At 64.0% G+C, this 25,913-nt stretch carries 25 protein-coding genes, 1 pseudogene and 1 riboswitch; of the genes and pseudogenes, 15 read left to right on the top strand and 11 right to left on the bottom strand.

Going from position 1 to position 25,913, the window contains the following annotated elements:
* Positions 1 to 12 precede the first annotated feature (12 nt).
* The 8 genes from AC0C6X_RS27300 to AC0C6X_RS27335 all read left to right on the top strand — a co-directional run bounded on the left by AC0C6X_RS27300 (position 13) and on the right by AC0C6X_RS27335 (position 7,644).
* Positions 13 to 1,011 carry an ABC transporter ATP-binding protein gene (locus AC0C6X_RS27300; RefSeq protein ID WP_472956193.1) on the top strand — a complete coding sequence of 333 codons (999 nt, stop codon included), beginning with the start codon at positions 13 to 15 and terminating at the stop codon, positions 1,009 to 1,011.
* Positions 1,008 to 1,958, top strand: a complete 951-nt coding sequence (locus AC0C6X_RS27305) for an ABC transporter permease (RefSeq protein ID WP_247958445.1) — start codon at positions 1,008 to 1,010, stop codon at positions 1,956 to 1,958. Before AC0C6X_RS27300 ends, AC0C6X_RS27305 begins: the two co-directional genes overlap by 4 nt.
* Positions 1,948 to 2,763, top strand: a complete 816-nt coding sequence (locus AC0C6X_RS27310) for an ABC transporter permease (protein WP_173517297.1) — start codon at positions 1,948 to 1,950, stop codon at positions 2,761 to 2,763. Before AC0C6X_RS27305 ends, AC0C6X_RS27310 begins: the two co-directional genes overlap by 11 nt.
* Positions 2,764 to 2,788: 25 nt before the next feature.
* Entirely contained in the window at positions 2,789 to 4,216 is a 1,428-nt protein-coding gene (locus AC0C6X_RS27315) for a gamma-aminobutyraldehyde dehydrogenase (RefSeq protein WP_173517298.1), read from the top strand.
* 51 nt (positions 4,217 to 4,267) lie between these two features.
* The gene (locus AC0C6X_RS27320) at positions 4,268 to 4,762 is read left to right on the top strand and encodes an ester cyclase (RefSeq protein WP_173517299.1); all 495 of its coding nucleotides are present in this window, start codon (positions 4,268 to 4,270) and stop codon (positions 4,760 to 4,762) included.
* 240 nt (positions 4,763 to 5,002) lie between these two features.
* Positions 5,003 to 5,758 carry a siderophore-iron reductase FhuF gene (gene fhuF, locus AC0C6X_RS27325; protein ID WP_173517300.1) on the top strand — a complete coding sequence of 252 codons (756 nt, stop codon included), beginning with the start codon at positions 5,003 to 5,005 and terminating at the stop codon, positions 5,756 to 5,758.
* A 41-nt stretch (positions 5,759 to 5,799) separates the two neighbouring features.
* Positions 5,800 to 6,900: an ABC transporter substrate-binding protein gene (locus tag AC0C6X_RS27330; RefSeq protein ID WP_173518172.1), complete on the top strand. Its 1,101-nt coding sequence runs from the start codon at positions 5,800 to 5,802 to the stop codon at positions 6,898 to 6,900.
* 219 nt (positions 6,901 to 7,119) lie between these two features.
* Positions 7,120 to 7,644: a hypothetical protein gene (locus AC0C6X_RS27335; protein ID WP_173517301.1), complete on the top strand. Its 525-nt coding sequence runs from the start codon at positions 7,120 to 7,122 to the stop codon at positions 7,642 to 7,644.
* A 118-nt stretch (positions 7,645 to 7,762) separates the two neighbouring features.
* On the opposite strand, the gene AC0C6X_RS27340 is transcribed toward AC0C6X_RS27335, so the two are convergent.
* Positions 7,763 to 8,347: a cysteine hydrolase family protein gene (locus AC0C6X_RS27340; protein WP_472956197.1), complete on the bottom strand. Its 585-nt coding sequence runs from the start codon at positions 8,345 to 8,347 to the stop codon at positions 7,763 to 7,765.
* Positions 8,348 to 8,461: 114 nt separating this feature from the next.
* Here AC0C6X_RS27340 and AC0C6X_RS27345 point away from each other — a divergent pair, with 114 nt between their 5' ends.
* The gene (locus tag AC0C6X_RS27345) at positions 8,462 to 8,905 is read left to right on the top strand and encodes an Lrp/AsnC family transcriptional regulator (protein WP_246304317.1); all 444 of its coding nucleotides are present in this window, start codon (positions 8,462 to 8,464) and stop codon (positions 8,903 to 8,905) included.
* Positions 8,906 to 8,958: 53 nt separating this feature from the next.
* On the opposite strand, the gene AC0C6X_RS27350 is transcribed toward AC0C6X_RS27345, so the two are convergent.
* From AC0C6X_RS27350 to AC0C6X_RS27360, 3 genes are all read right to left on the bottom strand, one after another.
* Positions 8,959 to 10,503, bottom strand: coding sequence for a trimethylamine methyltransferase family protein (locus AC0C6X_RS27350; RefSeq protein WP_472956199.1), 1,545 nt, complete (start codon positions 10,501 to 10,503; stop codon positions 8,959 to 8,961).
* Between the two features lie 279 nt (positions 10,504 to 10,782).
* A complete protein-coding gene (locus AC0C6X_RS27355; RefSeq protein ID WP_472956201.1) occupies positions 10,783 to 13,230 on the bottom strand; it encodes a GcvT family protein in 2,448 nt (815 codons plus the stop codon).
* Complete coding sequence (locus AC0C6X_RS27360) at positions 13,227 to 15,674, bottom strand: GcvT family protein (protein ID WP_173517305.1); 2,448 nt, start codon at positions 15,672 to 15,674, stop codon at positions 13,227 to 13,229. The genes AC0C6X_RS27355 and AC0C6X_RS27360 overlap by 4 nt, the downstream gene beginning before the upstream one ends.
* A 124-nt stretch (positions 15,675 to 15,798) precedes the next feature.
* Here AC0C6X_RS27360 and AC0C6X_RS27365 point away from each other — a divergent pair, with 124 nt between their 5' ends.
* Positions 15,799 to 16,671, top strand: a complete 873-nt coding sequence (locus tag AC0C6X_RS27365) for a LysR family transcriptional regulator (RefSeq protein ID WP_247958453.1) — start codon at positions 15,799 to 15,801, stop codon at positions 16,669 to 16,671.
* Here AC0C6X_RS27365 and AC0C6X_RS27370 read toward each other — a convergent pair.
* The 3 genes and pseudogenes from AC0C6X_RS27370 to AC0C6X_RS27380 all read right to left on the bottom strand — a co-directional run.
* A pseudogene (locus AC0C6X_RS27370) lies at positions 16,671 to 16,844 on the bottom strand (alpha/beta-hydrolase family protein); the annotation flags it as partial. The gene AC0C6X_RS27365 and the pseudogene AC0C6X_RS27370 overlap by 1 nt on opposite strands.
* The gene (locus AC0C6X_RS27375; protein ID WP_247958454.1) at positions 16,840 to 18,129 is read right to left on the bottom strand and encodes a mechanosensitive ion channel family protein; all 1,290 of its coding nucleotides are present in this window, start codon (positions 18,127 to 18,129) and stop codon (positions 16,840 to 16,842) included. The gene AC0C6X_RS27375 and the pseudogene AC0C6X_RS27370, both read right to left, overlap by 5 nt.
* A gap of 220 nt (positions 18,130 to 18,349) precedes the next feature.
* Positions 18,350 to 18,808, bottom strand: coding sequence for an Lrp/AsnC family transcriptional regulator (locus AC0C6X_RS27380; protein WP_057253242.1), 459 nt, complete (start codon positions 18,806 to 18,808; stop codon positions 18,350 to 18,352).
* Between the two features lie 126 nt (positions 18,809 to 18,934).
* On the opposite strand from AC0C6X_RS27380, the gene AC0C6X_RS27385 reads away from it, so the two are divergent.
* Complete coding sequence (locus tag AC0C6X_RS27385; RefSeq protein WP_472956204.1) at positions 18,935 to 20,218, top strand: cystathionine gamma-synthase family protein; 1,284 nt, start codon at positions 18,935 to 18,937, stop codon at positions 20,216 to 20,218.
* Between the two features lie 80 nt (positions 20,219 to 20,298).
* On the opposite strand, the gene AC0C6X_RS27390 is transcribed toward AC0C6X_RS27385, so the two are convergent.
* Positions 20,299 to 20,670 (bottom strand): VOC family protein, encoded by a 372-nt coding sequence (locus AC0C6X_RS27390; RefSeq protein ID WP_247958455.1) that lies wholly within the window; start codon positions 20,668 to 20,670, stop codon positions 20,299 to 20,301.
* A 112-nt stretch (positions 20,671 to 20,782) separates the two neighbouring features.
* Positions 20,783 to 21,388 (bottom strand): TetR/AcrR family transcriptional regulator, encoded by a 606-nt coding sequence (locus AC0C6X_RS27395; RefSeq protein WP_173517311.1) that lies wholly within the window; start codon positions 21,386 to 21,388, stop codon positions 20,783 to 20,785.
* Between the two features lie 82 nt (positions 21,389 to 21,470).
* On the opposite strand from AC0C6X_RS27395, the gene AC0C6X_RS27400 reads away from it, so the two are divergent.
* Positions 21,471 to 22,265, top strand: coding sequence for a crotonase/enoyl-CoA hydratase family protein (locus AC0C6X_RS27400; RefSeq protein WP_472956206.1), 795 nt, complete (start codon positions 21,471 to 21,473; stop codon positions 22,263 to 22,265).
* Positions 22,266 to 22,323: 58 nt separating this feature from the next.
* Here AC0C6X_RS27400 and AC0C6X_RS27405 read toward each other — a convergent pair whose 3' ends face one another.
* Together AC0C6X_RS27405 and AC0C6X_RS27410 are read right to left on the bottom strand one after the other, a co-directional pair.
* Positions 22,324 to 22,803, bottom strand: coding sequence for an anthrone oxygenase family protein (locus tag AC0C6X_RS27405; protein ID WP_472956208.1), 480 nt, complete (start codon positions 22,801 to 22,803; stop codon positions 22,324 to 22,326).
* Positions 22,800 to 23,630 carry an NAD(P)H-binding protein gene (locus tag AC0C6X_RS27410; protein ID WP_472956210.1) on the bottom strand — a complete coding sequence of 277 codons (831 nt, stop codon included), beginning with the start codon at positions 23,628 to 23,630 and terminating at the stop codon, positions 22,800 to 22,802. Before AC0C6X_RS27410 ends, AC0C6X_RS27405 begins: the two co-directional genes overlap by 4 nt.
* A gap of 98 nt (positions 23,631 to 23,728) precedes the next feature.
* Here AC0C6X_RS27410 and AC0C6X_RS27415 point away from each other — a divergent pair, with 98 nt between their 5' ends.
* The 3 genes from AC0C6X_RS27415 to AC0C6X_RS27425 all read left to right on the top strand — a co-directional run bounded on the left by AC0C6X_RS27415 (position 23,729) and on the right by AC0C6X_RS27425 (position 25,898).
* A complete protein-coding gene (locus AC0C6X_RS27415; protein ID WP_472956212.1) occupies positions 23,729 to 24,421 on the top strand; it encodes a TetR/AcrR family transcriptional regulator in 693 nt (230 codons plus the stop codon).
* Positions 24,420 to 24,683, top strand: a riboswitch (cobalamin riboswitch). It overlaps the preceding gene by 2 nt.
* Before the next feature lie 42 nt (positions 24,684 to 24,725).
* On the top strand, positions 24,726 to 24,902 hold the full coding sequence (locus AC0C6X_RS27420) for a CbtB domain-containing protein (protein ID WP_173517316.1): 177 nt from the start codon (positions 24,726 to 24,728) through the stop codon (positions 24,900 to 24,902).
* A 198-nt stretch (positions 24,903 to 25,100) separates the two neighbouring features.
* Positions 25,101 to 25,898 (top strand): CbtA family protein, encoded by a 798-nt coding sequence (locus tag AC0C6X_RS27425; RefSeq protein WP_472956214.1) that lies wholly within the window; start codon positions 25,101 to 25,103, stop codon positions 25,896 to 25,898.
* Positions 25,899 to 25,913 lie beyond the last annotated feature (15 nt).

Genomic DNA, 25,913 nt, shown 5'->3' on the forward strand with positions numbered 1-25,913 from the left:
CGGAGTATCTCAATGACCACCGCCGTTCTCTTCGACAATGTTTCCCGCCACTTCGGCGCCGTGCGCGCCGTCGATGGCGTGAACCTCGAAATCGCCGAGGGCGAGTTCTTCGCCATGCTCGGCCCCTCCGGCTCGGGCAAGACGACGTGTCTCCGCCTGATGGCCGGCTTCGAGCAGCCGACCGGCGGCCATATCGAGATCTTCGGCGAAACGGCCGAGGGCGTGCCGCCCTATCGCCGCAGCGTCAACACGGTCTTCCAGGACTATGCCCTCTTCCCGCATCTCTCGATTCTCGACAACGTCGCCTATGGGCTGATGGTCAAGGGTGCTAACCGCGAGGAACGCCGCAAGGCCGCCGAGGACGCGCTCGCCATGGTCAAGCTGCCGGGTTACGGCACCCGCCGCCCCGGCCAGCTTTCCGGCGGCCAGCGCCAGCGCGTGGCGCTCGCCCGCGCGCTCGTCAACAAGCCCAAGGTGTTGCTGCTCGACGAGCCGCTCGGCGCGCTCGACCTGAAGCTCCGCGAGCAGATGCAGGAGGAATTGAAGAGCCTGCAGAAGTCGCTCGGCGTCACCTTCGTCTTCGTCACCCACGACCAGGGCGAAGCGCTGTCGATGGCCGATCGCATCGCCGTCTTCAACGATGGCCGCATCCAGCAGCTCGGCCGCCCGGAAGACGTCTACAAGCAGCCGAAGACGCGGTTCGTTGCCGATTTCGTCGGCTCCTCCAACGTGCTGCCGCAAAAGCTCTGCCAGCGGCTGGGGCTGAAGACGCCCTTTGCGAGCCTCCGCCCGGAGGCGATCGCCATCGCCGCACCCGCTGACGGCGCGCTCAGCCTCTCCGGCACCGTCTCCGCCCATAGCTTCCTCGGCGCCGTCAACCGCGTCGTCGTCGATGTCGACGGCGCCCGTGTTGCCGTCGCCAGCCCTGCGGCGCTCGCCGTGCCTGCGGTCGGCAGCCCCGTCACCATCAGCTTCGCCGCTAACGAGCTGCACCCGATGGAGGACGCATGACCGCCTTTGCCGAACCCCTCGTGCTGCCTGAACGCCGCGGCCCTGCCGGCCGCCTGTCGGACTTCTTCTGGCGCCACCCACATCTGCTGCTGACGGTGCTGCTCGCCCCGCCGCTGCTCTGGCTCGGCATCGTCTATCTCGGCTCGCTCTTTGCGCTCCTGCTGCAGAGCTTCTTCTCGATCGACGATTTCTCCGGCCTGATCAATTACGAGTTCACGCTTTCGACCTATCGCCAGCTCCTCAGCGAAACCAATCTCGACATCATCCTGCGCACCGTGCTGATGGCCGCGACCGTGACCGTCGCTTCCGCCGTCATCGCTTTCCCGATTGCTTATTATGCGGCCCGCTATGCGCAGGGAAAATGGAAGGTGCTCTTCTATCTCGGCGTTATGCTGCCGCTCTGGTCGAGCTATCTGGTCAAGATCTATGCTTGGAAGCTGATCCTCGCCAAGGAAGGCATTCTCACCTGGATCTTCGAGAAGCTGCACCTCATCTGGCTGCTCGACGGCTGGCTGTCGCTGCCCGTCGTCGGCGGCAACTCGCTCTCGGTCAGCTATACCGGCACCTTCATCGTCTTCGTCTATGTCTGGCTGCCCTTCATGATCCTGCCGATCCAGGCAGCGCTGGAACGCGTGCCGGGCAACCTGATCGAGGCCTCCTCCGACCTCGGCGGCACGCCGGCGCAGACCTTCCGCTTCGTACTCTTTCCCCTGGCGCTGCCGGGCATCGTCGCCGGATCGATCTTCACGTTTTCGCTGACGCTCGGCGACTACATCATCCCGCAGATCGTCGGCTCGTCACGCCTGTTCATCGGCCAGGCCGTCTATGCCCAGCAGGGCACGGCCGGCAACATCCCGCTCGCCGCCGCCTTTACCGTCGTGCCGATCGTCATCATGGGCGCCTACCTCTTCATGGCCAAACGCATGGGGGCCTTCGATGCGCTCTGATCGCTTGAACCGCTCGCCAATGGGCCTGAAGATCGCGGCCGCCGCCGGCCTCGCCTTCCTGCACCTGCCGATCCTCCTGATCTTCCTCTATGCGTTTACGACCGAGGAGAAGAGCTACCAGTTCCCGCCGCCGGGACTGACGGCGCAATGGCTCGCGGTTGCCTGGAACAGGCCCGATGTCTGGGCGGCACTGACCCTCTCGGTGAAGGTCGCCTCGATCGCCACCGCCATGGCGCTTGTGCTCGGCACGCTCTGCGCCGCCGCCGTCAGCCAGACGCGCTTCTTCGGTCGGGAGACGATCTCGCTGCTCGTCATCCTGCCGATCGCGCTGCCCGGTATCATCACCGGCATCGCGCTCCGCTCCGCCTTCTCGATGGCCGATATCCCCTTCTCCTTCTGGACCATCGTGCTCGGCCACGCGACCTTCTGCATCGTCGTTGTCTACAACAATGCGGTTGCCCGCTTCCGGCGGATTTCCGGCTCGCTGATCGAAGCCTCGATGGATCTCGGCGCCGACGGTTTCCAGACCTTCCGCTACATCATCCTGCCGAACATCGGCACGGCGCTACTCGCCGGCGGCATGCTCGCCTTCGCGCTGTCCTTCGATGAGGTGATCGTCACCACCTTCACCGCCGGGCAGCAATCGACCCTGCCGATCTGGATGCTCGAAGAGCTGATCCGCCCGCGCCAGCGGCCGGTGACCAATGTCGTCGCCATGGTCGTGGTGCTCGTCACCTTCCTGCCGATCCTCGGCGCCTACTACCTCACCCGCGACGGCGACCAGATCGCCGGCGCCGGCAAATGAACTCGACTATCAAGGGAGAACAGACATGGACACCCAACTGCTGATCGGATCGCGCTTCGTGGCCGGCACCGAGGCCGAGGAGCATATCCTGAACCCGCGGACGGGCGGCAAGATCGTCGACCTGCCCGAAGCCTCGCACACTCAGGTCGAGGCGGCCGTCGACGCCGCCGAAAGCGCCTTCACCGCCTGGTCGCAGACGACACCGGCCGAGCGCTCCAACTATCTCCTGAAGATCGCCGATGCGATCGAGAAGGAGGCCGACGGCTTTGCGGCGCTCGAAGCGCTGAACTGCGGCAAGCCGATCAACGCCGTGAAGAACGATGAACTGCCGGCGATCGTCGACTGCTGGCGCTTCTTCGCCGGCGCCGTGCGCAACCTGCACGCACCGACCGCAGGCGAATATCTGCCCGGCCACACCTCGATGATCCGCCGCGACCCGATCGGTATCGTCGGCTCGATCGCGCCCTGGAACTATCCGCTGATGATGATGGCCTGGAAGCTGGCGCCGGCGATCGCCGGCGGCAACACGGTCGTCTTCAAGCCTTCCGAACAGACGCCGCTGACGGCGCTGAAGCTCGCGCGCATCCTCGCCGATATCCTGCCTGAAGGCGTCGTCAACGTGGTTACCGGCCGCGGCGAGACCGTCGGCAATGCGCTGATCAACCATCCGAAGATCTCGATGGTTTCGATCACCGGCGACATCGCCACCGGCAAGAAGGTGCTGGCAGCGGCGGCCAAGACCGTCAAGCGCACCCATCTGGAGCTCGGCGGCAAGGCCCCGGTCATCGTCTATGACGACGCCGACCTCGAAGCCGTCGTCAATGGCATCCGCACCTTCGGCTACTACAATGCCGGCCAGGATTGCACCGCCGCCTGCCGCATCTATGCCGAGGCCGGCATCTACGAGAAGCTGGTCGCCGATCTCACCTCGGCCGTCTCGACCATCCGCTACAACCTCGCCGACGACACGGAAAACGAGATCGGCCCGCTGATCTCGCGCCGCCAGCGCGATCGTGTCGCAAGCTTCGTCGAGCGCGCCGCCGACCAGAAGCATATCGAGATCACCACCGGCGGCAGCGCCGGCAGCTCGGACGGCTTCTTCTTCCAGCCGACCGTGGTCGCTGGCGCAACCCAGGAGGACGAGATCGTCCGGCGCGAAGTCTTCGGCCCGGTCGTCTCGGTCACCCGCTTCACCGGCAAGGACGATGCGATCGGCTGGGCGAACGACAGCGATTACGGCCTCGCGTCCTCCGTCTGGACCAAAGACATCTCCAAGGCGATGAAGGCCGCCTCGCGCCTGCAATATGGCTGCACCTGGATCAACACCCACTTCATGCTGACCAACGAGATGCCGCATGGCGGCGTCAAGCAGTCGGGCTACGGCAAGGACATGTCGGTCTACGCGCTCGAGGACTACACCGCCGTTCGCCACATCATGATCAACCACGGCTGAAACCTGTGGTCGGACATCGCATGCAAACGGAAAAATCGGGAGGAGTTTGCCATGTACCGTCGTCAATTGCTTGCTGCCGCTGGGGCCCTCGGCCTCAGTGCCCTCGTGCTCACGCCGGCGGCCCTTGCCGCCGACGCGCCGCCGGATGTGGTCGCGGCCTATGTCGCGGCCTGGAACGCCCATGACTCGGGCAAGGCAGCCTCCTATTTCGCCGACGACGTGACCTATTACGACGCGTCCGTCGGCAAGCCGGTGACTGGGAAAGATGCCGCCAAGACCAGCGTCATCGACAATTTCCTGAACGCGGTCCCAGATGCAGTCTGGACCATGAAGGGCGACCCCATCGCCGCCGGCGACAAGGTATCCTTCGAATGGGAGTTCTCCGGCACCAACACCGGCGCTTGGAGCGACGGCACGAAGGGAACCGGCAAGAGCTTCAAGATCACCGGAGCCTCGGTCTTTACCGTCAAGGGTGGCAAGATCGCCGGGCAAAGCGACTATTACGACGCGCTCGGCTTCTACAAACAGCTCGGCTTGATGCAATAGGCGGCGCTTGGCCTGCGTCTCGACGCCTCGACCGCCGCAAGCTCCGGCTTGCGGCGTCTCGCATCTTTGCCGACAAATCATGATTATAAAACTCATAAATGACTTGCGCCGGGAAAAATCTTGAGTAACACGATCACCTTATGAGTATCTGACTGCGCTCAGAAGGTGTCGCATGCTTGCAGGACGGCGTTCTTTCACGGCTGTGTTTCCGATCGGGCCTACCCGTGCGCGGATGACGCCATGACGGCTGGCGTTTGCGAACCGGTCGTCGCGACCGGAGGTCCCAAGGCACTGTCGGCGGCCTTTGCCGGCACCCATGCCTGGTGCAACGAGAAGATGGTGCTCTCGGACGAGCTCTCCGACGGCATGGCGCTGCCGGACTTCTTCGCCTCCGGCGCCTTCGACAGAGCGCTCGACGTCTACACGGAAAAATCCGGAGCCAGCGACCGGCGCGCCGTCGCCTCCATGTGGTCGCTCTATTATTTCTCGAGCCTCACCATCCCCTATCTGGTGGCACGCGTACTCGACCATCAGGTGCTGCCCGTCGCTTTCGACGAAATGAAGATGGCGCTCGCAGAGGATGGCCTGCCCCGGACCTTCGGCGTCGCGACATCTGGCAATTGGCAAGAGGTTGACGACGCCGACGTTTTCGCCACCCTTGGCCCCCTGATGCACGGGCATTTGCGCGAGGTGGTCGGCTATCTCAAGTCTGTCGGCGGCATCGCCCCGAAACTCGCCTGGAACAATGCGCTCGTCTATATCGACTATGCGCTGCGCGCTTCCGGAATCGAGCCGCTGAGCGCCCAGGCCGACGCGTTGATCGGCAACAGGTCGATGCCCGACGGTTCGCCCAATCCCTTCTTCGATTGCCTGCGCCACGAGGAGGAAGACGGCGCCCGCGTCTGCCGCCGCAAGATCTGCTGCCTGCGCTACCTGCTGCCCGGGGTCCCCAGCTGCGGCAGCCTCTGCGCCCTCCCCAGCCAAAGGAACCAATAGGCTTGCTTCATCGTTGCATTCTCCCGGCCGCCCGGCGGCTCATGCTCGTTCTCGTTGCCGCTCTGGCGCTCGCGACCGCGGCCCGCGCCGAAGGCCCATGGCCGATGACCGTCACCGATGCGGTCGGTCGCGAGGTGACCATACCGGCAAGGCCGAAGGCGATCCTGCTCGGCAGCGGCTTCAATCTCGTCGCCCTGTCGCTGATCCATCCGGATCCCGTCAGCCTGCTCGCCGGCTGGTCCGGCGACATGAAGGGCGACAATCCGGAGATCTACGAGAGCTTCCGGCGGAAGTTCCCCGCGATCGCCGACGTGCCGCAGATCGACGACGGCACCGGCCCGGGCCTCTCCTTCGAAACGCTGCTGACGGTGAAGGCCGATCTCGCGCTGCTCAACAACTGGCAATCTGATACCGAGTCCGGCAAGCGCGCCATCGAATACCTGACCGGCATCGGCGTGCCGGTGATCGTCGTCGACTTCAACAACGACGCGCTGACCGGCACGCCGCGCATGATGCGCCTTCTCGGCCAGATCTTCGAGCGGGAGGAACAGGCCGAAGCCTTCGCCCGGTTCTACGAGGACAAGCTGGCGCTGATCCGGTCACGCATCGCCGCCAAGCCGGAGCCGCGCCCGCTGGTGCTGATGGACGCCTTCCCCCAGGCCGACCGCTGCTGCTGGGCCTATGGCACCGGCGGCCTCGGCGAGTTCCTGACGATGGCCGGCGGCCGCAACATCGCCGAAGGCGTGCTGCCGCGGCCGGGCGGCACGGTCAACGCCGAGGCGATCATGGCGGCAAACCCTGATATCTACATCGCCACCTCCTCGCCCGGCGGCAAATACGGCACGCTGTCGATCGGCCCCGGAGTCAGCGAAGACGAGGCGCGTGAGACGCTCGCCCGCACCATCGAAGCGCCGGCGCTCGCGAGCATCCGCGCCGTGCAGGAAAAGCGCGTTCACGGACTTTGGAACTTCTTCAACGCCATCCCGCTCAACATCGTCGCCGCCGAGGCCTTCGCCACCTGGATCCGGCCGGACCTCTTCGGCGATCTCGACCCGAAGAAGAGCCTTGACGAAATCAACGAACGTTTCGCCGCGGTGCCATTCGAGGGCAGCTACTGGGTGGATCTGAAGCCGGCGGACTAGCTTCGGCTCTGTCCTCAGCCGAAACATGACCCATCCCTGGTTCACCGGAACCGGCGGCTGCTGCCTATAGTCGCGTGTCGTCAGCCGTCGGGCACCCTATATAAGTGTCGTCACGGCCTTGCCTCATCAGGGAAAGGCCGTCTAACGCTTTGATCGGCGGCATGGTTTCCCTCTTGCATCGAACCCGATTCAAGGAATGATGCGGTGAGGAGGATCTGGATGCTTTGGTTGATCGCGTTACCGCTGGGTCTTGTCGTTGTGTATCTGGCAACGCGCTTCAGCCGTTTTCGCCAATGGGCGGAACCGATCCTCTCGGTTGCCGTGGCAGTCGGCCTGCTCGTCGCCTTCATCATCTGGTTCGGCGATCGCGAGGACCGCAAGCCCGTAGCACCCGAGCCGACCCAGACGGCACAGCCCGCGAGCCTTACCGCCGCCGACATTGCACTGGATGGATTGACCTTCGAACAAAGCCAGCCGGAACGAAGCTTCCGGCTGCGCGGTACAGTGACGAACAAGGGTCGGATCCTGCTCGAATATTTCCGTCTCTCCGTCACGCTGGAAGATTGCCCTGGCGACGCCTGCCAGACGATCGGCGACGATGCGGCCCTGATTCTCGCCCGGGTGCCGGCCGGCCAGAGCCGGCCATTCGAGACCTTCCTCACCTTTCCGAACCGCGAAGGCCAGAGCCTGACGGCGCCGAAATGGACGACCGAGATCGTCGAGGTCCGCGGCACAAACCGGTGAACAGCGGTTCCGGTGCCCGGAATGCGACACAATTCCGGCGGAAACCACTTTCAGAGTTTATCAGGAATCGCTTGTGAACAGCGCCTGCTCGGCGATTTCGACAGGAGAGTGGGATATTCTAGGCGGCGTCCGCACGGCGTAAGGCTTCGACGAAGGCAACCGTCGACGTCACCTCGGCGAACTCGGCGCGCAGGGTCGCGACATGGGCCCGGTGGATGTCCCGGGCAGCGATGATCGTTCCGTCTCCATCCGGCTGATCGAAGCAGTCGCACGCATCCTCGACGAGGATCATGCGGTAACCGAGATTGGCGCCGACGCGCACCGAGGTGGAGACACACATGTCGGTCGAAATGCCGAAGGTAACGACTGTATCGACGCCGAGACGTCGAAGCCTGAGGTCGAGATCGGTACCGATGAAGGCCGCGTTGACGCTCTTGGTGACGAGCGGTTCGCCGGCCTGTGGCTCGAAGCCGGGCCTGAAGGCATTGCCGGGCGCACCGGGTCCAAGCGTCGAGCCTGGCATGACGCTGTCGTGGCGGACATGGATCACCGGCCGGCCGCCCGCGCGCCAGGCGGCAAGCAGGGTGAGACCGTTCCGGTCGATATCGGCATTCCAGCGGCGCGGCCACGGGGCACTGTCAAAAGCCTGTTGCATGTCGATCGGCAGCAGCACAGCATTGTCGGGCACGACTGGTATTTTCATGGCAAAGCTCCTTCGTTGCGAGAAGGAAGCTATCTGTCCTATCGTCCGGTTTCACTGGACAAGATGGCGCCACACCGGACAATTGTCCGGAATTGGCGCAAAAGGAGATACAATTTGACGGAACTCGACGACAAGGATCGGCTGCTGCTGGCAGCGCTTCGCCAGGATTCGCGCCAGAGCCTGGTAGCGCTCGCCCGTCACGCCGGCCTCTCGCGCAGCGGCGTGCACGAGCGTCTGCGGCGGCTCGAAGCCAAGGGCGTCGTCGCCGGCTACACGATCCGCCTCGGCGTCGAGGACAAGAACCCGACGGTCAGGGCGCTGGTCGCCATCTCGTTCCAGTCCGGCAAGAACTGCGACCACATCGTGCCGCATCTTTCCGCCATGCCGCCTGTCGTTACCTGCTGGTCACTCGCCGGCGCCACCGACCTGATGGTGCTCGTCGAATGCGCCACCAACGGCGACCTCGACACGATCCGCCGGCAAATCTCCTTGATCCCGGGCGTCGCCACGGTGCAGACGCACGTGGCGCTCCGGACCCACTTCGACCGGCGGGATTAGGCGAGCCCTCTCGCCCCGGGGACCGGAGCGAGGATTGGGCCTCGCAACGAAACTCAGCAGTAGATCTGGAATTTCTCCCGGATCATCAGGTCGATCTCCGGCGCGATCGCCGAGGGCGCGGCTTCCGCGAGAATGCGGTTCTTCTTCTCGATCGCCTTTGCCACCAGATCCGGTCGGCCGATCTCCACCCATTCCTTCGGGCTCGTGCGGTCGGCGACGGCCGGATAGATGTATTCCGTCTGCATCAGCCCGAGCGTCTGCGGATGGCCGAGATAATGCCCGGGGCCATCGAGGCACACCGAGCGCATGGTGTCGAGCGAGACCGAATCCTCTGTCACGTCGATGCCGCGGATGCAGCGCTGTACTTGTCCTAAGAGATCGTCGCCGAGCACCAGCGACTCAAGGCAGAAGCCGAGCAGGGAGGCATGCATGCCGACGGCCTCATAGACCATGTTGAGGCCCGAGAGCCCGGCCATGACGTTGGAGATCGCCTGCTCCCAGCCGGCCTGCATGTCCGGCAGCTTCGCGTCGGCAATGCCGGCGGCAGCCCCGCCCGGCAGGCGGTAGAACTGGTGCATCTGCGCGCAGCCGGCCGTCAGCAGCGCCTGTTCGCCGGAGCCGCCGGACATCGCCCCGGTGCGCAAGTCCGAAACGAAAGGCCAGGTGCCGAAGACCGCCGGGTGCCCCGGCGCCATGGCATTGACATAGACGACGCCCGCCAGGCATTCGGCAACCGCCTGCACGATCGCGGTCGCAAGCGGCGCCGGTGCGGTGGCCCCCGCCTGGCCGGCCGAGAGCAGCAGGATTGGCATGCCGGCGCGGATGCACTTCTCCATGGTGATGCAGCTTTCCTCCGCGAACTTCATCGGCGGAACGACGAAGCAGTTCGAGTTGGAAACGAAGGGCCGCGCCCGCCATTTGTCCTCGCCGCCGGCGATCATGTGAATGAGATCGAAGCAGCCATCGACATGCGATGGATCGGAGAAACTCGTGCCGACATGTTTCGTCGTTCCGGCGCAGCAGGCATAGAGCGTGTTGACGTCCATCAGGAAGTTGTCGGCCACGTCCCGGCAAACCATGGCGCGCTGGAAGAAGTGCACGTTGTCGAGGTGATGAACCAATTGCGCCGCGTTCAACAGGTCCTTGGCGGTGGATTCCCGATACTCGCGCTTCTCGACGTCGACGATATGCACCGCCGCACCCGCCGTGCCGTAATAGACGCGCGTGCCACTGAGCTCGAGATCCTGCTTCGGGTCGCGGGCATAGAGCGTGATGTCGCGCGCGGCGATCGAAAGCATGTCCTCGACCAGCGCGCGCGGAAAGCGGATGCGCCCGTCATCGCCGAGGATGGCGCCGGCGCCGGTCATGATCTCGATGCCCGATTTCGGGGCATTGGCAAGGCCGATCTGTTCCAGCGCGTCGAGGGCTGCCTCATGGATGCGTCTCACGCCGGCTTCCGTCAGTGGCTTGTACTGGCCGCCGGAAAGACCGGGACGAACCGGCCGGATGTTTTCGGCAAGTGGCGCGGCGCGCAGCGCCACCCGCGCCGCCCGCCCCCCGGACCGTCTCGAAGCCACAACTGCGCAATCGTCAGCCATCATCATCTCCCAATGGGGCGGGTGTGTTTTTCGCCCCTTATCCGCGCGGTGAGAGAAGCGCCCCTCATCCGCCTGCCGGCACCTTCTCCCCGTTTTGACGGGGAGAAGGGATTCGCCGTTCCCGCTCGTCCTCTCTTCACCACTCAGGGAAAGAGCCCGTTATTCACTCAGATTGCCGCCTTGCCGTCCGGGTGGGCGGCCGGCCCCGCGTCTCCTTCTCCCCGCCTGCGGGGAGAAGGTGGCCGGCAGGCCGGATGAGGGGCAGCCACAACTCTCGTCCTACATCCACACCCGTTCCGCCCGCGGGTCGTACATCGGTTTCAGCGACGCCTCCGCCTTCACCCGCGTTCCGGCGATCTCGATCTCGAAGCGCGAGCCGAGCACGTCGTCTGCGCTCTCGCCTTCCGAAGGCACGTAGCCGAGGCCGATCGCGCCGCCGAGGTGGTGGCCGTAATTGCCTGAGGTGATCGTGCCGACGATCTTGCCGTCGCGAACGATCGCCTCGTTGTGGAAGAGAAGCGGCTCCGGATCGGCCAGCCGGAACTGCACCAGCCGCCGCGACAGCCCGCGATTGTGCTTGGCGAGCACCGCTTCGCGGCCGATGAAATCACCCTTGTCGGCTTTGACCGCGAAGCCGAGCCCGGCCTCGAGCACATGATCCTCGTCGGTGATGTCGTGGCCGAAATGGCGGAAGGCCTTCTCGATCCGGCAGCTATCCAGCGTATGGATGCCGCAGAGCTTCAGCCCCAGCCCCTCGCCCGCCGCTTCCAGCGCCTCGAAGACATGCGCCGTCTGGTCGGTCGAGACATAGAGCTCCCAACCGAGTTCGCCGACATAGGTGACGCGATGCGCCCGGGCCAAACCCATGCCGACCTCGATCTCGCGCGCCGTGCCGAAGGGATGGGCGCCATTGGAAAAATCGTTGGGGCTCACCTTCTGCATCAGCTCGCGCGCCTTCGGCCCCATGACGCAGAGCACGCTTTCGCCGGCGCTGACATCGGTGATCACCACGAACTCATCAGTGAGATGCTTGCGCAGCCAGGCAAGGTCGCGCTGCAAGGTGGCGCCGGGCACGACCAGCAGGAAGGCGGTTTCCGAAAGGCGCGTCACCGTCAGGTCGCTCTCGATGCCGCCGCGGGCGTTCAGCATCTGGGTATAGACGATCCGGCCGGGCTCGACATTCATCTCGTTGGCGCAGAGCCGCTGCAGGAACGAAAGCGCATCGCGCCCCTCTACGCGGATCTTGCCGAAGGAGGTCATGTCGAATAGGCCGACGCCATTGCGAACGGCGAGATGCTCGGCCTTCTGGTTCTCGAACCAGTTCTGCCGTTTCCACGAATATCGGTACTCGCGCTCCTGGCCTTCTTTCGCAAACCAGTTGGCCCGCTCCCAGCCGGCCACTTCGCCGAAGACGGCACCGCGGGCCTTCAGGTGCTCATGCAGCGGCGAACGCCGCACGCCGCGGGCCGTCGCCATCTGGCGATAGGGGAAATGGTCGGCATAGAGCAGGCCGAGCGTTTCCGAGATCCGATCCCTAAGGTAAGCGCGGTTCTTCTGGAATGGCTGCGCCCGGCGGATATCCACCTCCCAGAGATCGAAGGGCGGCTCGCCGTCGTTCATCCATTCAGCCAGCGCCATGCCGGCGCCGCCGGAGGAAACGATGCCAATCGAATTGTAGCCGGCCGCCACCCAGTAGCCCTTCACCTCAGGTGCCTCGCCGAGATAGTAGCGGTCGTCGGGGGTGAAGCTCTCCGGGCCGTTGAAGAAGGTATGGATGCCCGCCGTTTCCAGCATCGGCATGCGGTTGACCGCCATCTCCAGAATCGGCGCGAAGTGGTCGAAATCGTCAGGCAACTGGTCGAAGCAGAAGTCTTCGCGGATGCCCTCCATGCCCCACGGCTTGGCCTTCAGCTCAAAGGCACCGACCAGCATCTTGCCGGCATCCTCCTTGTAATAGGTGCACTCGTCCGGCACGCGCAGCACCGGCAGGCGCGTGAGGTTCGGGATCGCCTCGGTGACGATGTAGAAATGCTCGCAGGCGTGCAGCGGCACCGTGACGCCCGATTGCCGCGCGAACTCCCGTCCCCACATGCCGGCGCAGTTGACGACATGATCGGTCTCGATCGTATAGGTCTCGCCGTTCTGCTCGCAGGTAACGCCGGTCACCCGGCCATCCTTCTTCAGAACGGACGTCACCTTGACGCCCTCGATGATGGTCGCGCCGTTCTGGCGGGCACCCTTGGCCAGCGCCATGGCAATGTTGGCCGGGTCGCACTGGCCGTCGAGCGGCAGATGCACCGCCGCCTTCACATCAGACGTATTGAGGTGCGGATACATCGCCTTCACCTCGTCGGGCGTGATCTGGCGCACATCGACATTGAAGGCGCGCGCCAGCGAGGCCTGGCGATAGATCTCCTCCTTGCGTTCCTCCGTCAGCGCCACGGTGATCGAACCGTTCTGGCGCATGCCGGTGGAAATGCCGGTTTCGGCCTCGAGCTTGACGTAGAGGTCGGCCGAGTATTTCGCCAGCCGCGTCATGTTCTGCGAGGCGCGAAGCTGGCCGATCAGGCCGGCCGCATGCCAGGTCGTGCCCGAGGTCAGTTGCTTGCGCTCCAAGAGCACCACGTCGGTCCAGCCGAGCTTGGCCAGATGATAGGCGACCGAGCAGCCGGAAACGCCGCCGCCGATGATGACCGCACGAGCTTTCGAGGGAATGGGCTTCGTCATGCGCGCAGTCTTTCGTTGGAGGGATCCCAGAGCGGCTGATCCGCCTCGACCGTCGCCTTGAAACGGTCGCCGAAGATCTCGACCTCGATCTCCGTACCGGGCACGGCGAGATCGGCGCGCAGCATGCCGAGCGCGATCGACTTGCCAACGCGGTACCCCCAGTTGCCGGAGGTGGTCTCGCCGACCACCTGGCCGTCGGACCAGAGCGTCGACATGTAAGGCGCATCGCAGCCGTCGGCGGCAACCGTCAACATCACGAAGCGTTTGGAAACCCCCTGCTGTTTCTCGCGCTCCAGCGCCGCCTTGCCCTTGAAGCCCGGCTTCGACCAGTCGACGAAACGCTCGAGCCCGCCCTGCAGGACGGTGTAGTCGGTCGAAAGATCCCCCTTCCAGGCACGGTAGCCCTTCTCGATGCGCAGGCTGTCGAGCGCCTCCATGCCGAAGGGCCTGAGCCCGTGTTTCCGCCCGGCCGCCCACACCTCGTCGAAGATCGGGGCCGTATCCTCCACCTTCGTATGGATCTCCCAACCGAGTTCGCCGGCGAAGGAGACGCGCACGAGCTGGCAATAGCGCCCGGCGATCTCAGCCGTCTGATGCGTGAGCCAGCCCTTGGCAAGATCGGCGTCGCTGACTTCGGCGAGGATGGCGCGCGACTTCGGGCCGGTGAGGATCTGGCAGGAGAAGGACTTCGTCACGTCGTCGATGGCGAAGGCGGCATTGGCCGGTCGGTGCTTCATCAGCCACTCGAAATCATGCCATTGCGCCGTCGCCGCGGTGATCAGGAAGAAGAAGTCCTCGTCGATCATCATCACAGACATCTCGGTGACGATCCGGCCCTTGTCGTCGGCGAAATAGGCAAGACCGATGCGCCCGGGCTTCGGCACGCGACCGGTGATGAGGCTCGAAAGCCAGGCGGTCGCCCCCTCGCCCTTTACCCGGAAGCGCGAGAAGCCCGGCAGGTCGAGAATGCCGGCCGCATCGCGCACGGCCAGGCACTCCTCCTCGATGCGCTTGGCCCAGGGCCCTTCGCGCCCCCAGGTCTGCGTCGCACCTTCAGAGGTATCGTCTCCGGGCTTGGCGTACCACATGGCGCGTTCCCAGCCGTTATAGGGCTTGAACTGGGCGCCGAGCGCGGCGATCCGGTCGTGGATCGGCGAGAGTTTCTTGTCGCGCCCGGCCGGCCAGTAATGCTTCGGGAAATGCATCGCATATTCGTGGCCGTAGATTTCCATGCCCTTGGCGATGCAATAGTCCTGGTCGGTATAGTCGGTGTAGCGGCGCGGATCACAGGACCACATGTCCCATTCGGTCTGGCCCTCGGTGATCCATTCGGCCAGCACCTTGCCGGCGCCGCCCGCCTGGCAGATGCCGAAGGTGAAGACGCAGGCCTCGAACGCGTTCGGCACGCCCGGCATCGGGCCGATCAGCGGGTTGCCGTCGGGCGCATAGGGGATCGGGCCGTTGATGATGCGCGAGAGCCCCGCCGTGCCAAGGATCGGCACGCGCTCGACCGCGTCGTTCAGGTACCATTCCAGCCGGTCGAGGTCGTCGGGGAAGAGCTGGAAGGAGAAATCCTCCGGCATCGGATCGTCGGGCGTCACCCAATGGGCGCGGCAGTTGCGCTCATAGGGGCCGAGGTTCATGCCGTTCTTCTCCTGGCGGAGATAGTAGGAGCTGTCGACGTCACGCAAGAGCGGCAGCTTGTGCCCGACCTCCTTCGACCAGGCGGCAAGCTCCGGGATCTCGTCGAACAGGATATACTGATGGCTCATCACCATCATCGGCACGTCGCGGCCGAACATCTTGCCGACCTCGCGGGCATAATAGCCGGCGGCGTTGACGACATATTCTGAGCGAATCTCGCCCTGAGGCGTCGAAATCACCCACTCGTTGTTTTCGCGCCGCGCCCCGGTCACCGGACAGAAGCGGATGATCTTCGCACCCATGTCGCGCGCGCCCTTGGCCAGCGCCTGCGTCAGCTGCGCCGGATCGATGTCGCCGTCATAGGGATCATAGAGCGCGCCGGTTAGCTCGTGCGTTTCGAGGAACGGGTAGCGGGCGCGCATCTCGTCGGGCGAGAGGATGTCGAGATCCATGCCCTGATAACGCCCCATGCCGACGACGCGCTTGAACTCCTGCAGCCTCTCCTTGGAGTGGCCGAGCCGGATCGAGCCGGTGACGTGATAGTTCATCGGGTAATCGACGAGCGCGCCAAGGTCGCGATAGAGCGAGGCCGAATAGCGCTGCATGTTCATGATCGACCAGGAGGACGAGAAGGTCGGCACGTTGCCGGCCGCATGCCAGGTGGAACCCGCCGTCAACTCGTTCTTTTCCAGAAGCACGCAATCGGTCCAGCCCGCCTTGGCGAGATGGTAGAGCGAGGAAGCGCCCACCGCTCCCCCGCCGATGATCACGACACGCGCGTGCGACGGCAAATTCGACATCAACTGTTCCCTCGTTTTGGCGGAATTCTTGCCGGTGAAGCGAGGCGTCATCAAGCGAAGGAAACAGGCTTTATTGATCGACGAATTCGATTAGATTGGAGCGGCTGCAATCGGGGAGAATGGCATGCAGGTAGAGCTGATCGAAACCTTCCTCGACCTGATGGAGAGCCGCTCCTTCAACCGCACCGCCGAGCGGTTGAACATCACCCAGTCGACCGTCTCGCATCGGGTGAAGGCGCTCGAAGCCCAGTTCAACCGCAAGCTCTTCACCCGTAACAAGGGCGGCACGGTGCCGACGGCGGCGGGCCTGCGCTTCCTAGATTACGCAAAAGCCCTGCAAAACCAATGGCATGAGGCAACGCGTGCGGTCACCAATGCCGGGGCACTGGAACGCTCGATGCGCCTCGGTATCCAGCACGATCTGGCGGAGGCTTTCGCCGGCGAATGGATGGCGGCGATCCGCCGGGAAATGCCCGGCATCGAGGTCTATATGGAGGCCGATTACTCCAACCAGATGAACCGCGATCTCGGCGCCGGCAACCTCGACCTCGCGATCCTCTACACCCCCCACTACCTGCCCGATCTCTACTATGAACGGATCGGCGATCTGCATTACGTGCTCGTCAGTACCGAAGCGCACAGTCTCTCCGAAGTCCGCTCCGAGAGCTATATCCGCTCGAGCTATTCGCCGACCTTCGACCGTGCCCATCGCCTGGCCCTGCCACACCTTTCCGCGGCCCTCCTCTCCGCCGGCCAGAACATGGCAATCACCCGGCTGCTCGCAGCCCTCGGCGGCTCGGCCTATGTGACGGCGGCAACGGCGGAGCGGCTGGTTTCGGATGGATCTGCCGCGCGGGTACAGGACGCGCCCGTGATCCCGCAGACGGTCTACGCGGCCACCAGCCTTCGCACCCGCCACGCCCACCAGCATCGCAAGATCATCGCCGCAATGGGAGGGTTGCTCTCAACTTTACCGGTGCCGTCCGAGCCTCAATAGTGGCCGTAGCCGATCGGCGAGGTCGTCGCGAGCGCCATGTCGGCGAGCAGTTGGAACATGGTCGCGACCGGGAACCAGCGCAGCGCTGGAGAGACATCGGCCCCGCGCGGTGCCTTCATCCAGTCCGGTTCGCGGTAGAAGGAATGGGGATCGAAGAAGGTGATCGGGTCAGCCCCGGGTGACTTCTACGGGGGTCTTCATGATGATTTCGCGGTGCGGGAACGGGATCGAAATACCCGCCGCCTTGAACGCATCCCAAAGCGCGATCAGCACTTGGCCGCGAATGTTGGTCAGCCCGTTGCTCGGATCGGAAATCCAGAATCTGAGCTTGAAATCGAGCGACGATGCGCCGAAGCCGGTCATCCAGCAGACCGGCTCCGAGTGGCTGCTCGCAACCCGTGGGATCGATTTGGCCGTCGCAACGGCGATGCGCGCCACCTCGTGCGGATCGCTGTCATAGGAGGTGCCGAAACCGACGTCGATGCGGACGAAGTCGCTGGAGAAAGACCAGTTCACCACCTGCTGCGAAATGAAGTCCTCATTCGGAATGAGGTACTCCTTGCCGTCCCTGGTGATGACGGAGACGAAGCGGGAACGCAGGTCGCGCACGGAGCCGAAGGTATCGCCAAGCGTGATCGTGTCGCCCGGCTTTATCGATTTGTCGAGCAGGATGATGATGCCGGAGATGAAGTTGGAGACCACCTTCTGCAAACCGAAGCCGATACCGACGCCGACCGCCCCGGAAAAGACCGTCAGCGCCGTCAGGTCGATGCCGGTTGCGGAGAGCGCGATCGCACCGGCAAAGCCGATCAGCGCGATCTTGACCAATTTGCTGATCAGCACCTTGAAGGACGGCGTGAGATCCGCTGACCGCTGTATCCAGTGCGCCGAGACGTTGCCGATCAGCACCGCAAGCCAGATCAGGGCGGAAGAAAGCACGATGGCTTTCAAGACGAGCAGCAGCGACAAACGAACCGCGCCGAGATTGACGGCAACGCCATCGAGCGTCGTCAGGATCACGCGGTCCAAGCCGACCGCGTAAAGAGCAAAATAGATCCAGCCCACGACGGCGGTAACACGCGCCAGCATCTGGTTGCGGATGATGCGCGTCAGGACCGAGATGACAAACCACGCCGCCGTCAACGTCAGCGCGGTCGACACCAGCCAGCGATAGGAGGGCCACCCGAAGCGCAATATCATCCCGTCGGCGATCCACAGCCAAACGATCAGAAAGAGCCACCGCAGCCGCCGCATGAAGGCGATGATGACGCGCAGCAAATCAGGATTGCCCTTGATCATGCGGGCACGGGTTTCGACGAGCGGCTCTATCCGCTTTGCCAGCGCGCCGCAGACCAGGTAGCCGGCAACGATGATGGCAAGCTGATAATACGTCCATTCGTTCAACAGGACCGTCCGCAACCAGGAAGCGGCGGCGTCGAACGCTGCTACGAAATCCATCGTCTCTCTCCGAGAGAGCCAGGCGTCCGACCGAGCGTATGAAGGACGCCCTAATCCCTTGAATCTAGGGCGTCCTTGACACTTTCAAAGCCACCACGCGCAGCCGTTGCGACGGGATCCCTCGAGCTCGAATGCCACGACAAGATCCGCCGTAACCGCAACACCATGGCAGAAGCTGGAGAAAGTCGAACGTCTTCAAAGATTTATTGCGGCATGGACGCTAGATCCGCCGCTCCTTGATCGTGTTCATGACGAAACTCGTCTCGATCGAGGCGACACACTTGAGCCGCGCGATCTTTTCCTTGATGAAGCGCTCGTAGTGCTCGAGCCCGGCGCTCATCACCTTCAGCACATAATCGCGCGAGCCGGTGACCAGATGGCATTCGAGCACCTCGTCCCAGCCGCGCACCGCCTCCTCGAACATGACGATCTCATCCTCATGCTGGCGGCTGAGCCTGACGGTGGCAATCGCGGTCATCGTCCAGCCGTCGATCGACGGATCGATCAGTGCCGTATAGCCCCTGATGACGCCGGTTTCTTCCAGCCGCCGCAACCGGCGCAGGCAGGGCGAAGCCGAGAGTCCCACGCGCTCCGCAAGCTCGTTGTTGGTGAGGCGGGCATCGGCAACAAGCTCCTTCAAAATCCTGCGATCCGTCTCGTCGGCAATTTTCTGCGCCATATCTTTTCTTTCCAGCCAAATCTTTGCTCAACTCAAGGCGATCCGATCGGAAATAGCAAGGATCGGTCCAAGCATCTGATATAATTTGCCAGTCAGTCGAGTCCGCTTCCCTTCAGGAGACAAGTCATGACCGCACCGCATCCCTCCAAGACCCACATCGGAAACCACAAGCTGCATCCCGAAACGCTGATGCTGAACTATGGCTACGATCCGGAACTGTCGGAGGGCGCCGTCAAGCCGCCGGTATTCCTGACCTCGACCTTCGTCTTCCGCTCGGCCGAAGAGGGCCGCGACTTCTTCGATTTCGTCTCCGGCCGCCGCGAGCCACCCGCCGGTGTCGGCGCCGGCCTCGTCTATTCGCGCTTCAACCATCCGAACAGCGAGATCGTCGAAGACCGGCTCGCCGTCTACGAGCGCACCGAAAGCGGCGCGCTGTTTTCTTCCGGCATGTCGGCGATCGCCACCACCCTGCTCGCCTTCGTCAAGCCGGGCGACGCGGTGCTGCACAGCCAGCCGCTCTATGGCGGCACTGAGACGCTGCTTGCCAAGACCTTCCTCAATCTCGGTGTTTCAGCCGTCGGCTTTGCCGATGGCGTCAACGAAGCTGCGGTGATGGCAGCCGCTGAAGAGGCAATCGCAAAGGGCCGCGTCTCGGTGATTCTCGTGGAAACGCCGGCAAACCCGACGAACAGCCTCGTCGACGTCGCCATGATCCGCCGCGTCGCCGATGCGATCGGCAAGAAGCAGGGGCATACCCCTATCGTCGCCTGCGACAACACACTGCTCGGCCCGGTCTTCCAGCGGCCGATCGAGCATGGCGCCGACATCTCGCTTTATTCGCTCACCAAATATGTCGGCGGCCATTCCGATCTGATCGCCGGTGCCGTCCTCGGCCCGAAGGCGATCATAAAACAGGTGAAGGCGCTGCGCGGCGCGATCGGCACCCAGCTCGACCCGCATTCCTGCTGGATGCTCGGCCGCTCGCTGGAGACGCTGTCGGTACGCATGCAGAAGGCCGACGACAATGCCCGCATCGTCGCCGAATTCCTACGCGAGCACCCGAAGGTCGAGCGCATCCACTACCTGCCCTTCCACGACGAGGCGTCGCCCGTCGGCCGTACCTTCAAGGCGCAATGCACCGGCGCCGGCTCGACCTTCTCCTTCGACATCACTGGCGGCCAGGAGGCAGCCTTCCGCTTCCTCAATGCGCTGCAGATCTTCAAGCTTGCGGTCAGCCTCGGCGGCACGGAATCGCTTGCCAGCCACCCGGCGGCCATGACCCATTCCGGTGTACCGATCGACGTGCGCCACCGCATCGGCGTGCTGGAATCGACCATCCGCCTGTCTATCGGCATCGAGCACCCGGATGATCTCGTCGCCGATCTCGCCAACGCCCTGTCGCTCGCCTGATAGCGATCGCGCGCCGCCGGTTCAGCCGGCGGCTCCCTCGCGATCATTTGAGACGGCGCAATTCCGGGCGGAAAACCGTTTCACACTTTTCCTGGAATTGCTTGATGCGAGAGAGTGTTGACGATGTTACCGAAGGGGTCGCGCATGAAGAAACGGCGCACGCCCCAGGGCTCGTTGGTGATGTCGTAGACGATCTCCGCGCCTGCCGCCTTGGCGCGCGCGTAGGTCTGGTCGACATCGTCGACTTCGATCGAAAGCACGGGCACCGGCGTATCGTTGCCGCCCTCGCTGGCGATGCTCACCTGCGGCATCGCGGCCTTGCCCTTGGCGGCAAAGGTCAGGATCCAGCCATGATCCATCACCACGTCCAGTTCCAGCAGGTCGCCATAGAAGGCGCGCGCCACCTGCGGGTCCGGGGCGTAGAGGTTCGAGACGATCCGCTTGACGGTCATGGTTTTCCCTTTCTGGCGGCGCGCCAACATCCACAGATTGTTCTGCCGTTGATGATGCAGCCTATATTGCCCGCCAATTGCGCCCGCTTGAAGCGGAAATCGCCTCTCGCCCCTACAGCGCCGACAACGCCCTTGAGTTGGCGCGGGCAAGCGCCACTCGCACCAGTGAGGCAGCCGCCTTGCCGGCTGCCTCCATGTAGCCGGCATCACGATGCAGCAGCACCACGGCAAAGCTGCCGTCGAGAAGCAGCAGGATCTGTTTCGCCAGCAGGGCGGGTTCGGACGCCCCGGCATCGGCGAGGGTCTCGGCCATCCACGCCTCGAACTTCTTCTTGTGAGCCGCACCGATACGGATCGCCGGATGCCCCGGCATGTTGGCAAGTTCGGCGGAGGTACGCAGGAAGCCGCAACCTTTCCACTTCGGATGGCGCGCCGCCCGCGCCAGGTTGACGAAGATCGCGTCAACCTTCGCCGCCAGTTCGCCGTCGGCCTCGGCGAACCATTTCTGGAAGAGTTTCAGGTTCGGCTGGTCTCGGCCTTCGAGATAGGCCGCGATCAGCTCGTCCTTGCTTTCGAAATGGTAGTAGAGCGTGCGTTTCGTTACCCCCGCCGCTTCGGCCACCGCATCGACGCCGACGGCACGGATGCCCTCGCCATAAAAGAGCTTTGCCGCGGCGGCGACGATCACATCCCGGGTCGACTTCTCTGCTTTCGCCATCACGATGTATACCGACTAGTGAATATACATGACATCATCCCTCACCTAGCCTCCCCGCGTCAACCTTTGCCGGAGAGCAACGATGTCCAATACCGTGCTGATGCAGATTTCCGAGGGCATTGCCCTCCTCACGCTCAACCGCCCGCAGAAGCTCAACGCGCTGAACTACGAGCTGATCGACTGGCTTCTCACCCTTCTCGACACGATCGAGGTAAACGATAATGTCGGCGCCGTGATCATCATCGGCGCTGGCGACCGCGCCTTTTCCGCCGGCGGCGATATTCATGAGTTTTCCGAAAGCGTGGCCAAGGGCGTGAACCCCGCCGTGCGCGATTTCGTCCGCCGCGGCCAGGGGCTGACGGCCCGGCTCGAAGCCTTTCCAAAGCCGGTCATCGCCGCCGTCAACGGCATCGCCTATGGCGGCGGCTGCGAGATCACCGAGGCCGTGCATCTGGCCATCGCCAGCGACAGGGCGCGCTTCGCCAAGCCCGAGATCAAGCTCGGCATGCCGCCGACCTTCGGCGGCACCCAGCGCCTGCCGCGCCTTGCCGGCCGCAAGCGCGCGCTCGAACTCTTGTTGACGGGCGAGGATTTCTCGCCCGAGCACGCACTGGCGATGGGGCTCATCAACCGGGTCGTCGCCCATGACGCGCTGATCCCTGCGGCCCGTGACCTGGCCAGGCGCATCTTGGGCTATTCGCCACTTGCCGTTCGCTCGATCATCACCGCCGTTACCCGCGGCCTCAACATGTCGATCGCGGAGGGGCTGCTGGTCGAGAGCGAACAGTTCGCCCAGATGGTCCCGACCGACGATCTCTCGGATGCGCTTGCCGCCTGGAAGGGACGACGCATCCATGAAGACGGCCCGATACGCTGAGCGCCTCGGCAACACGGCAAAACGGCGGCAAGGTGCGAAGGCCTTGCCGCGCTATTCGTCACGTGCGGGCGAAGCCGAGAATGAAGAGCGCCAGCGCGCCGATCGAGGCGACGGTGCGCACGTGGTTCCACCAGACCCAGTCGATGAGATAGCGCTGCTGCCAGAGATCGGTCGCGGCCTGGCCGGTTACCGCAGCGGCAAGCGCATCGTTCATCGGCACGTTGAAGATGATCGTGACCAGCAGCACGCCGACGACATAGGCGATGCCGCCTGCCGCGAGCAGCCATCCGCCTTCACCGTCCGAGAGGAGGGCCATGATCACCAGCGCCAGTCCGATCAGCGCCGTGCCCATGAAGGCGCTGAGGAAGAACGGGTTCTGGATGACGTCATTGATTGCGTTCATCGCGGCGATCCCCTGCTCCGGCGGCAGCCGCGACAGGGCCTGCATGATGCAGACCGAGAAGATGAAGAACAGGCCGGCCATCAGGCCGGAACCGATGGCGGCGATGAAGGCCAAAGCGGGGATCAGCGAGATCATGCGGCGACACTCCAGACACCGGTTGCTGCGGTCTCCCGGACGTAAGTTGCAAAGTCACGCGGCCGCCGCATAAGCAGGTGCTCGATATCGGACGTCAGGCTGGAATTGCGCCCATCGAGCACGGACGAGAAGAGATAGCGGATGAGTTCGACGTAGTCATCCGGCAGCCCCTCGGCTCGCATCTGCGCCACGAAATCGGCAAGCGGCACGGACTGGTAACCGATGGGACGCCCCGATGCCGCGGCGATCTCCGCGACGGCCTCGGCGAAGGTCAGAAGCCGCGGCCCGGTCAGTTCATAGATCTTGCCGACATGCGCGTCGTCGAGGAGCGCAAGGACGGCGACATCGGCAATGTCGTCGGCGCTGACGAACGGTTCGGTGACCGCGTCCGGCGGCAGGTAGACCATGCCGCTGCGAACCGCGTCCATCAGGAAGGCTTCGCTGAAATTCTCGAAGAACCAGCTGGCGCGAATGATCGTCCAGTCGGCGCCCGAGGCCTGCAATTCGCGTTCGGCCGCCTGCGCCGCATCCTCGCCGCGCCCCGAAAGCAGCACGAGCCGCTTGATGCCGGCACCGACCGCAAGCGCGGAAAAGCGGCGGATCGCCTCGACTGCACCAGGCACGGCGAGATCCGGCTGATAGCTGACATAGACACGCTCGACATTCTCGAGCACCGGCGCCCAGGTCGTCTCGTCGTTCCAGTCGAAGGACGTCTCGGCCGAGCGCGCCCCGACGCGCACCGCGACGCCCTTGGCGCGCAGCCGCTCCGCGATGCGACGCCCCGTCTTGCCCGTACCACCCAGCACCAACGTAACCTTGCCAGACATGATCTTTCCTCCCGATTCAAAACATGAGTAACTCTCACATTTGCAAATGTGATAAATCCTCGTATTTTGGGAGTCAAGACAAAATGCGAGGATCACTCATGATTGAGCCGACAGGCACCCTGCCGATTGCAGGCGAGGACGACACCGCGCTCCGCCGCACGCCCAGCCAGAAGCGCAGCCGGGAGCGCGTCGAGCACATCCTCACCTGCGCCTCCACGCTCATCGCCGAGAAGGGCAGCGATGCCATGCGCATGAGCGAAGTGGCGGAAAAGGCAGGGATTTCGATCGGATCGCTGTACCAGTATTTCCCGGACAAGTCGGCGATCGTGCGCACGCTCGCCGAGCGCTACAACGCCTATTCCCGCGAATGCATCGAGGGCGAATTCGCCAAGGTGACGTCGATGGCAGAACTGCGCGACGCCTTCGGCGCGCTCTTCGATACCTATTACGACATGTTCCTCGCCGAACCGGTGATGCGCGACATCTGGTCGGCGATGCAGGCCGACAAGACGCTGAGGCAGATCGAACTGGAAGAAAGCCGCATGACCGGCCGTCTGCTCGGCGATGTCCTTGCCCGGCTCCAGCCGCAACGCCCACGCGCGGCGATCGACGAGGCCGCGTTCCTGATCATGTATCTCGGCGAATGCACGATGCGGCTCGCCATCTCGGTCGACCGCGCCGAGGGCGGCCGCATCGTCGAGGCCTACAAACAGATGATCCTTCGCGATTTTGTCGCTGATGAAGCGGCCGGCGGCGCAGGCTCAATTGACAACGCCATGACACGCTCATAATCATCAGCGATCGATTGGTTCCCGAGACGCGAACGTGTGTCGGGAGTAAACGGGAACGTGACGGATGGACCCAAGCTGGGCATTCAAATCACGGCCGACCCCGCGACTGTAGAGCGACGTCGATCTTGCCGTTCCGGAGCGATCCGGGAGAAGCCACTGGAAGAGACCGCGAGAGGGTGGTCGGACTGGGAAGGCGAGGCAGATCCCGGGCATTTCGCCCAGCGCCGTGAGCCAGGAAACCTGCCACTCGATACGGGCATAGGGCCCACACCGGGAATTTCCCGATGCCATCACGGAGGTTGTCATGGCTACGTCTACCATTTCGAGCACCCCGCTCTCCCTCAGCGATCGTCTGACCGCTGGCGTCATCGCGCTTCTCATCGGCGCATTCCTCGTCTTCGGCGCCGGCCTTGCCAACTCGGCCGTGCTGCACGACACCGCGCACGACACCCGCCATTCCTACGGCTTCCCCTGCCACTAAACAGATGTCTCGGAACGTAGCTTACGTTCCGCACCGACGTGTCTGCGGACCTGAACGCATCCGGCCTGTGCCGGATGTGGGTGTTTGTGCATGCCGGTTCGTCCGGCGCACAAGGGCCGTCCGCATGGCAGAAAGAACGGAAAGGCCTGCAAACCACGCCAGAGCGCGTGGCTTTTGTCGTTATCGAGGGAATTCAAGATGATTGTCAGAACGCTTCTGGCCGCGATCGTGGCTGGGCTGATTGCCGGTGTCTTCATGACCGGCGCCCAGGAATTGAGGGTCACGCCGCTGATCCTGCATGCAGAACAATTCGAAGGCGAGGCTCCGGCCACTACCGAGCAGCCCACCGGCCAGCCGGGGGCGGCGCAGCCGGCCGCAGAGGGGCACGACCAGCATTCGTCGCTGAAGGCGGTCTCGCCGCTCGGCGCCGTGCTCGATGCGCTGTCGCCGATCACGCCGGCCTATGCGCATGAAGGCGAACACGAGGAAGGCGGCATCATGTTCGGCCTGAGCCGCTTCTCGGGCACGCTGATGGCGAACCTCGTCACCGGCTCCGGCTTCGGCCTTCTGCTGGCCGGCGTCAGCCTGGTGATCGGCTATCCGATCACGCTGAGGAACGGTGCGCTCTGGGGCGCCTGCGGCTGGCTGGCGGTGCACATGTTGCCGGCAATCGGCCTGCCGCCGGAATTGCCGGGCTTCCCGGCCGCCGAGCTCGGCGATCGCCAGGCCTGGTGGCTGGCAACCGTCGCCCTCTCTGCCGTCGGCCTTTATCTCGTCGTCCTGCGCGAGGAGATCGTCGCAAAGGTCGTCGGCCTCGCGCTGATCGCCGCGCCGCATGTCTACGGCGCACCGCAGCCGCTCGACATCTCCAGCAATGTCCCGGCCGTGCTCGGTGCCGAATTTGCCGTTGCCGCCCTCGCCACCACGCTTGCCTTCTGGATCGTGCTCGGCGTCGTTTCCGGCTTCGTCAACGAACGTTTCGCCAGGGCGAACTGATCCGGCCGATCCCGT

The organism is Ensifer sp. VA4 (genome assembly GCF_055710065.1).

Bases quoted from the DNA above. Each gene is read 5' to 3' on its own strand.
- AC0C6X_RS27385 (WP_472956204.1), top strand. From the start codon at position 18,935: ATGACCGCACCGCATCCCTCCAAGACCCACATCGGAAACCACAAGCTG.
- AC0C6X_RS27425 (WP_472956214.1), top strand. From the start codon at position 25,101: ATGATTGTCAGAACGCTTCTGGCCGCGATCGTGGCTGGGCTGATTGCC.
- AC0C6X_RS27420 (WP_173517316.1), top strand. From the start codon at position 24,726: ATGGCTACGTCTACCATTTCGAGCACCCCGCTCTCCCTCAGCGATCGT.
- AC0C6X_RS27400 (WP_472956206.1), top strand. From the start codon at position 21,471: ATGTCCAATACCGTGCTGATGCAGATTTCCGAGGGCATTGCCCTCCTC.
- AC0C6X_RS27365 (WP_247958453.1), top strand. From the start codon at position 15,799: ATGCAGGTAGAGCTGATCGAAACCTTCCTCGACCTGATGGAGAGCCGC.
- AC0C6X_RS27300 (WP_472956193.1), top strand. From the start codon at position 13: ATGACCACCGCCGTTCTCTTCGACAATGTTTCCCGCCACTTCGGCGCC.
- AC0C6X_RS27390 (WP_247958455.1), bottom strand. From the start codon at position 20,670: ATGACCGTCAAGCGGATCGTCTCGAACCTCTACGCCCCGGACCCGCAG.
- AC0C6X_RS27315 (WP_173517298.1), top strand. From the start codon at position 2,789: ATGGACACCCAACTGCTGATCGGATCGCGCTTCGTGGCCGGCACCGAG.
- AC0C6X_RS27375 (WP_247958454.1), bottom strand. From the start codon at position 18,129: ATGGATTTCGTAGCAGCGTTCGACGCCGCCGCTTCCTGGTTGCGGACG.
- AC0C6X_RS27395 (WP_173517311.1), bottom strand. From the start codon at position 21,388: ATGGCGAAAGCAGAGAAGTCGACCCGGGATGTGATCGTCGCCGCCGCG.
- AC0C6X_RS27355 (WP_472956201.1), bottom strand. From the start codon at position 13,230: ATGACGAAGCCCATTCCCTCGAAAGCTCGTGCGGTCATCATCGGCGGC.
- AC0C6X_RS27310 (WP_173517297.1), top strand. From the start codon at position 1,948: ATGCGCTCTGATCGCTTGAACCGCTCGCCAATGGGCCTGAAGATCGCG.
- AC0C6X_RS27380 (WP_057253242.1), bottom strand. From the start codon at position 18,808: ATGGCGCAGAAAATTGCCGACGAGACGGATCGCAGGATTTTGAAGGAG.
- AC0C6X_RS27415 (WP_472956212.1), top strand. From the start codon at position 23,729: ATGATTGAGCCGACAGGCACCCTGCCGATTGCAGGCGAGGACGACACC.
- AC0C6X_RS27350 (WP_472956199.1), bottom strand. From the start codon at position 10,503: ATGGCTGACGATTGCGCAGTTGTGGCTTCGAGACGGTCCGGGGGGCGG.
- AC0C6X_RS27405 (WP_472956208.1), bottom strand. From the start codon at position 22,803: ATGATCTCGCTGATCCCCGCTTTGGCCTTCATCGCCGCCATCGGTTCC.
- AC0C6X_RS27320 (WP_173517299.1), top strand. From the start codon at position 4,268: ATGTACCGTCGTCAATTGCTTGCTGCCGCTGGGGCCCTCGGCCTCAGT.
- AC0C6X_RS27410 (WP_472956210.1), bottom strand. From the start codon at position 23,630: ATGTCTGGCAAGGTTACGTTGGTGCTGGGTGGTACGGGCAAGACGGGG.
- AC0C6X_RS27340 (WP_472956197.1), bottom strand. From the start codon at position 8,347: ATGAAAATACCAGTCGTGCCCGACAATGCTGTGCTGCTGCCGATCGAC.
- AC0C6X_RS27305 (WP_247958445.1), top strand. From the start codon at position 1,008: ATGACCGCCTTTGCCGAACCCCTCGTGCTGCCTGAACGCCGCGGCCCT.
- AC0C6X_RS27330 (WP_173518172.1), top strand. From the start codon at position 5,800: ATGCTCGTTCTCGTTGCCGCTCTGGCGCTCGCGACCGCGGCCCGCGCC.
- AC0C6X_RS27335 (WP_173517301.1), top strand. From the start codon at position 7,120: ATGCTTTGGTTGATCGCGTTACCGCTGGGTCTTGTCGTTGTGTATCTG.
- AC0C6X_RS27360 (WP_173517305.1), bottom strand. From the start codon at position 15,674: ATGTCGAATTTGCCGTCGCACGCGCGTGTCGTGATCATCGGCGGGGGA.
- fhuF (WP_173517300.1), top strand. From the start codon at position 5,003: ATGACGGCTGGCGTTTGCGAACCGGTCGTCGCGACCGGAGGTCCCAAG.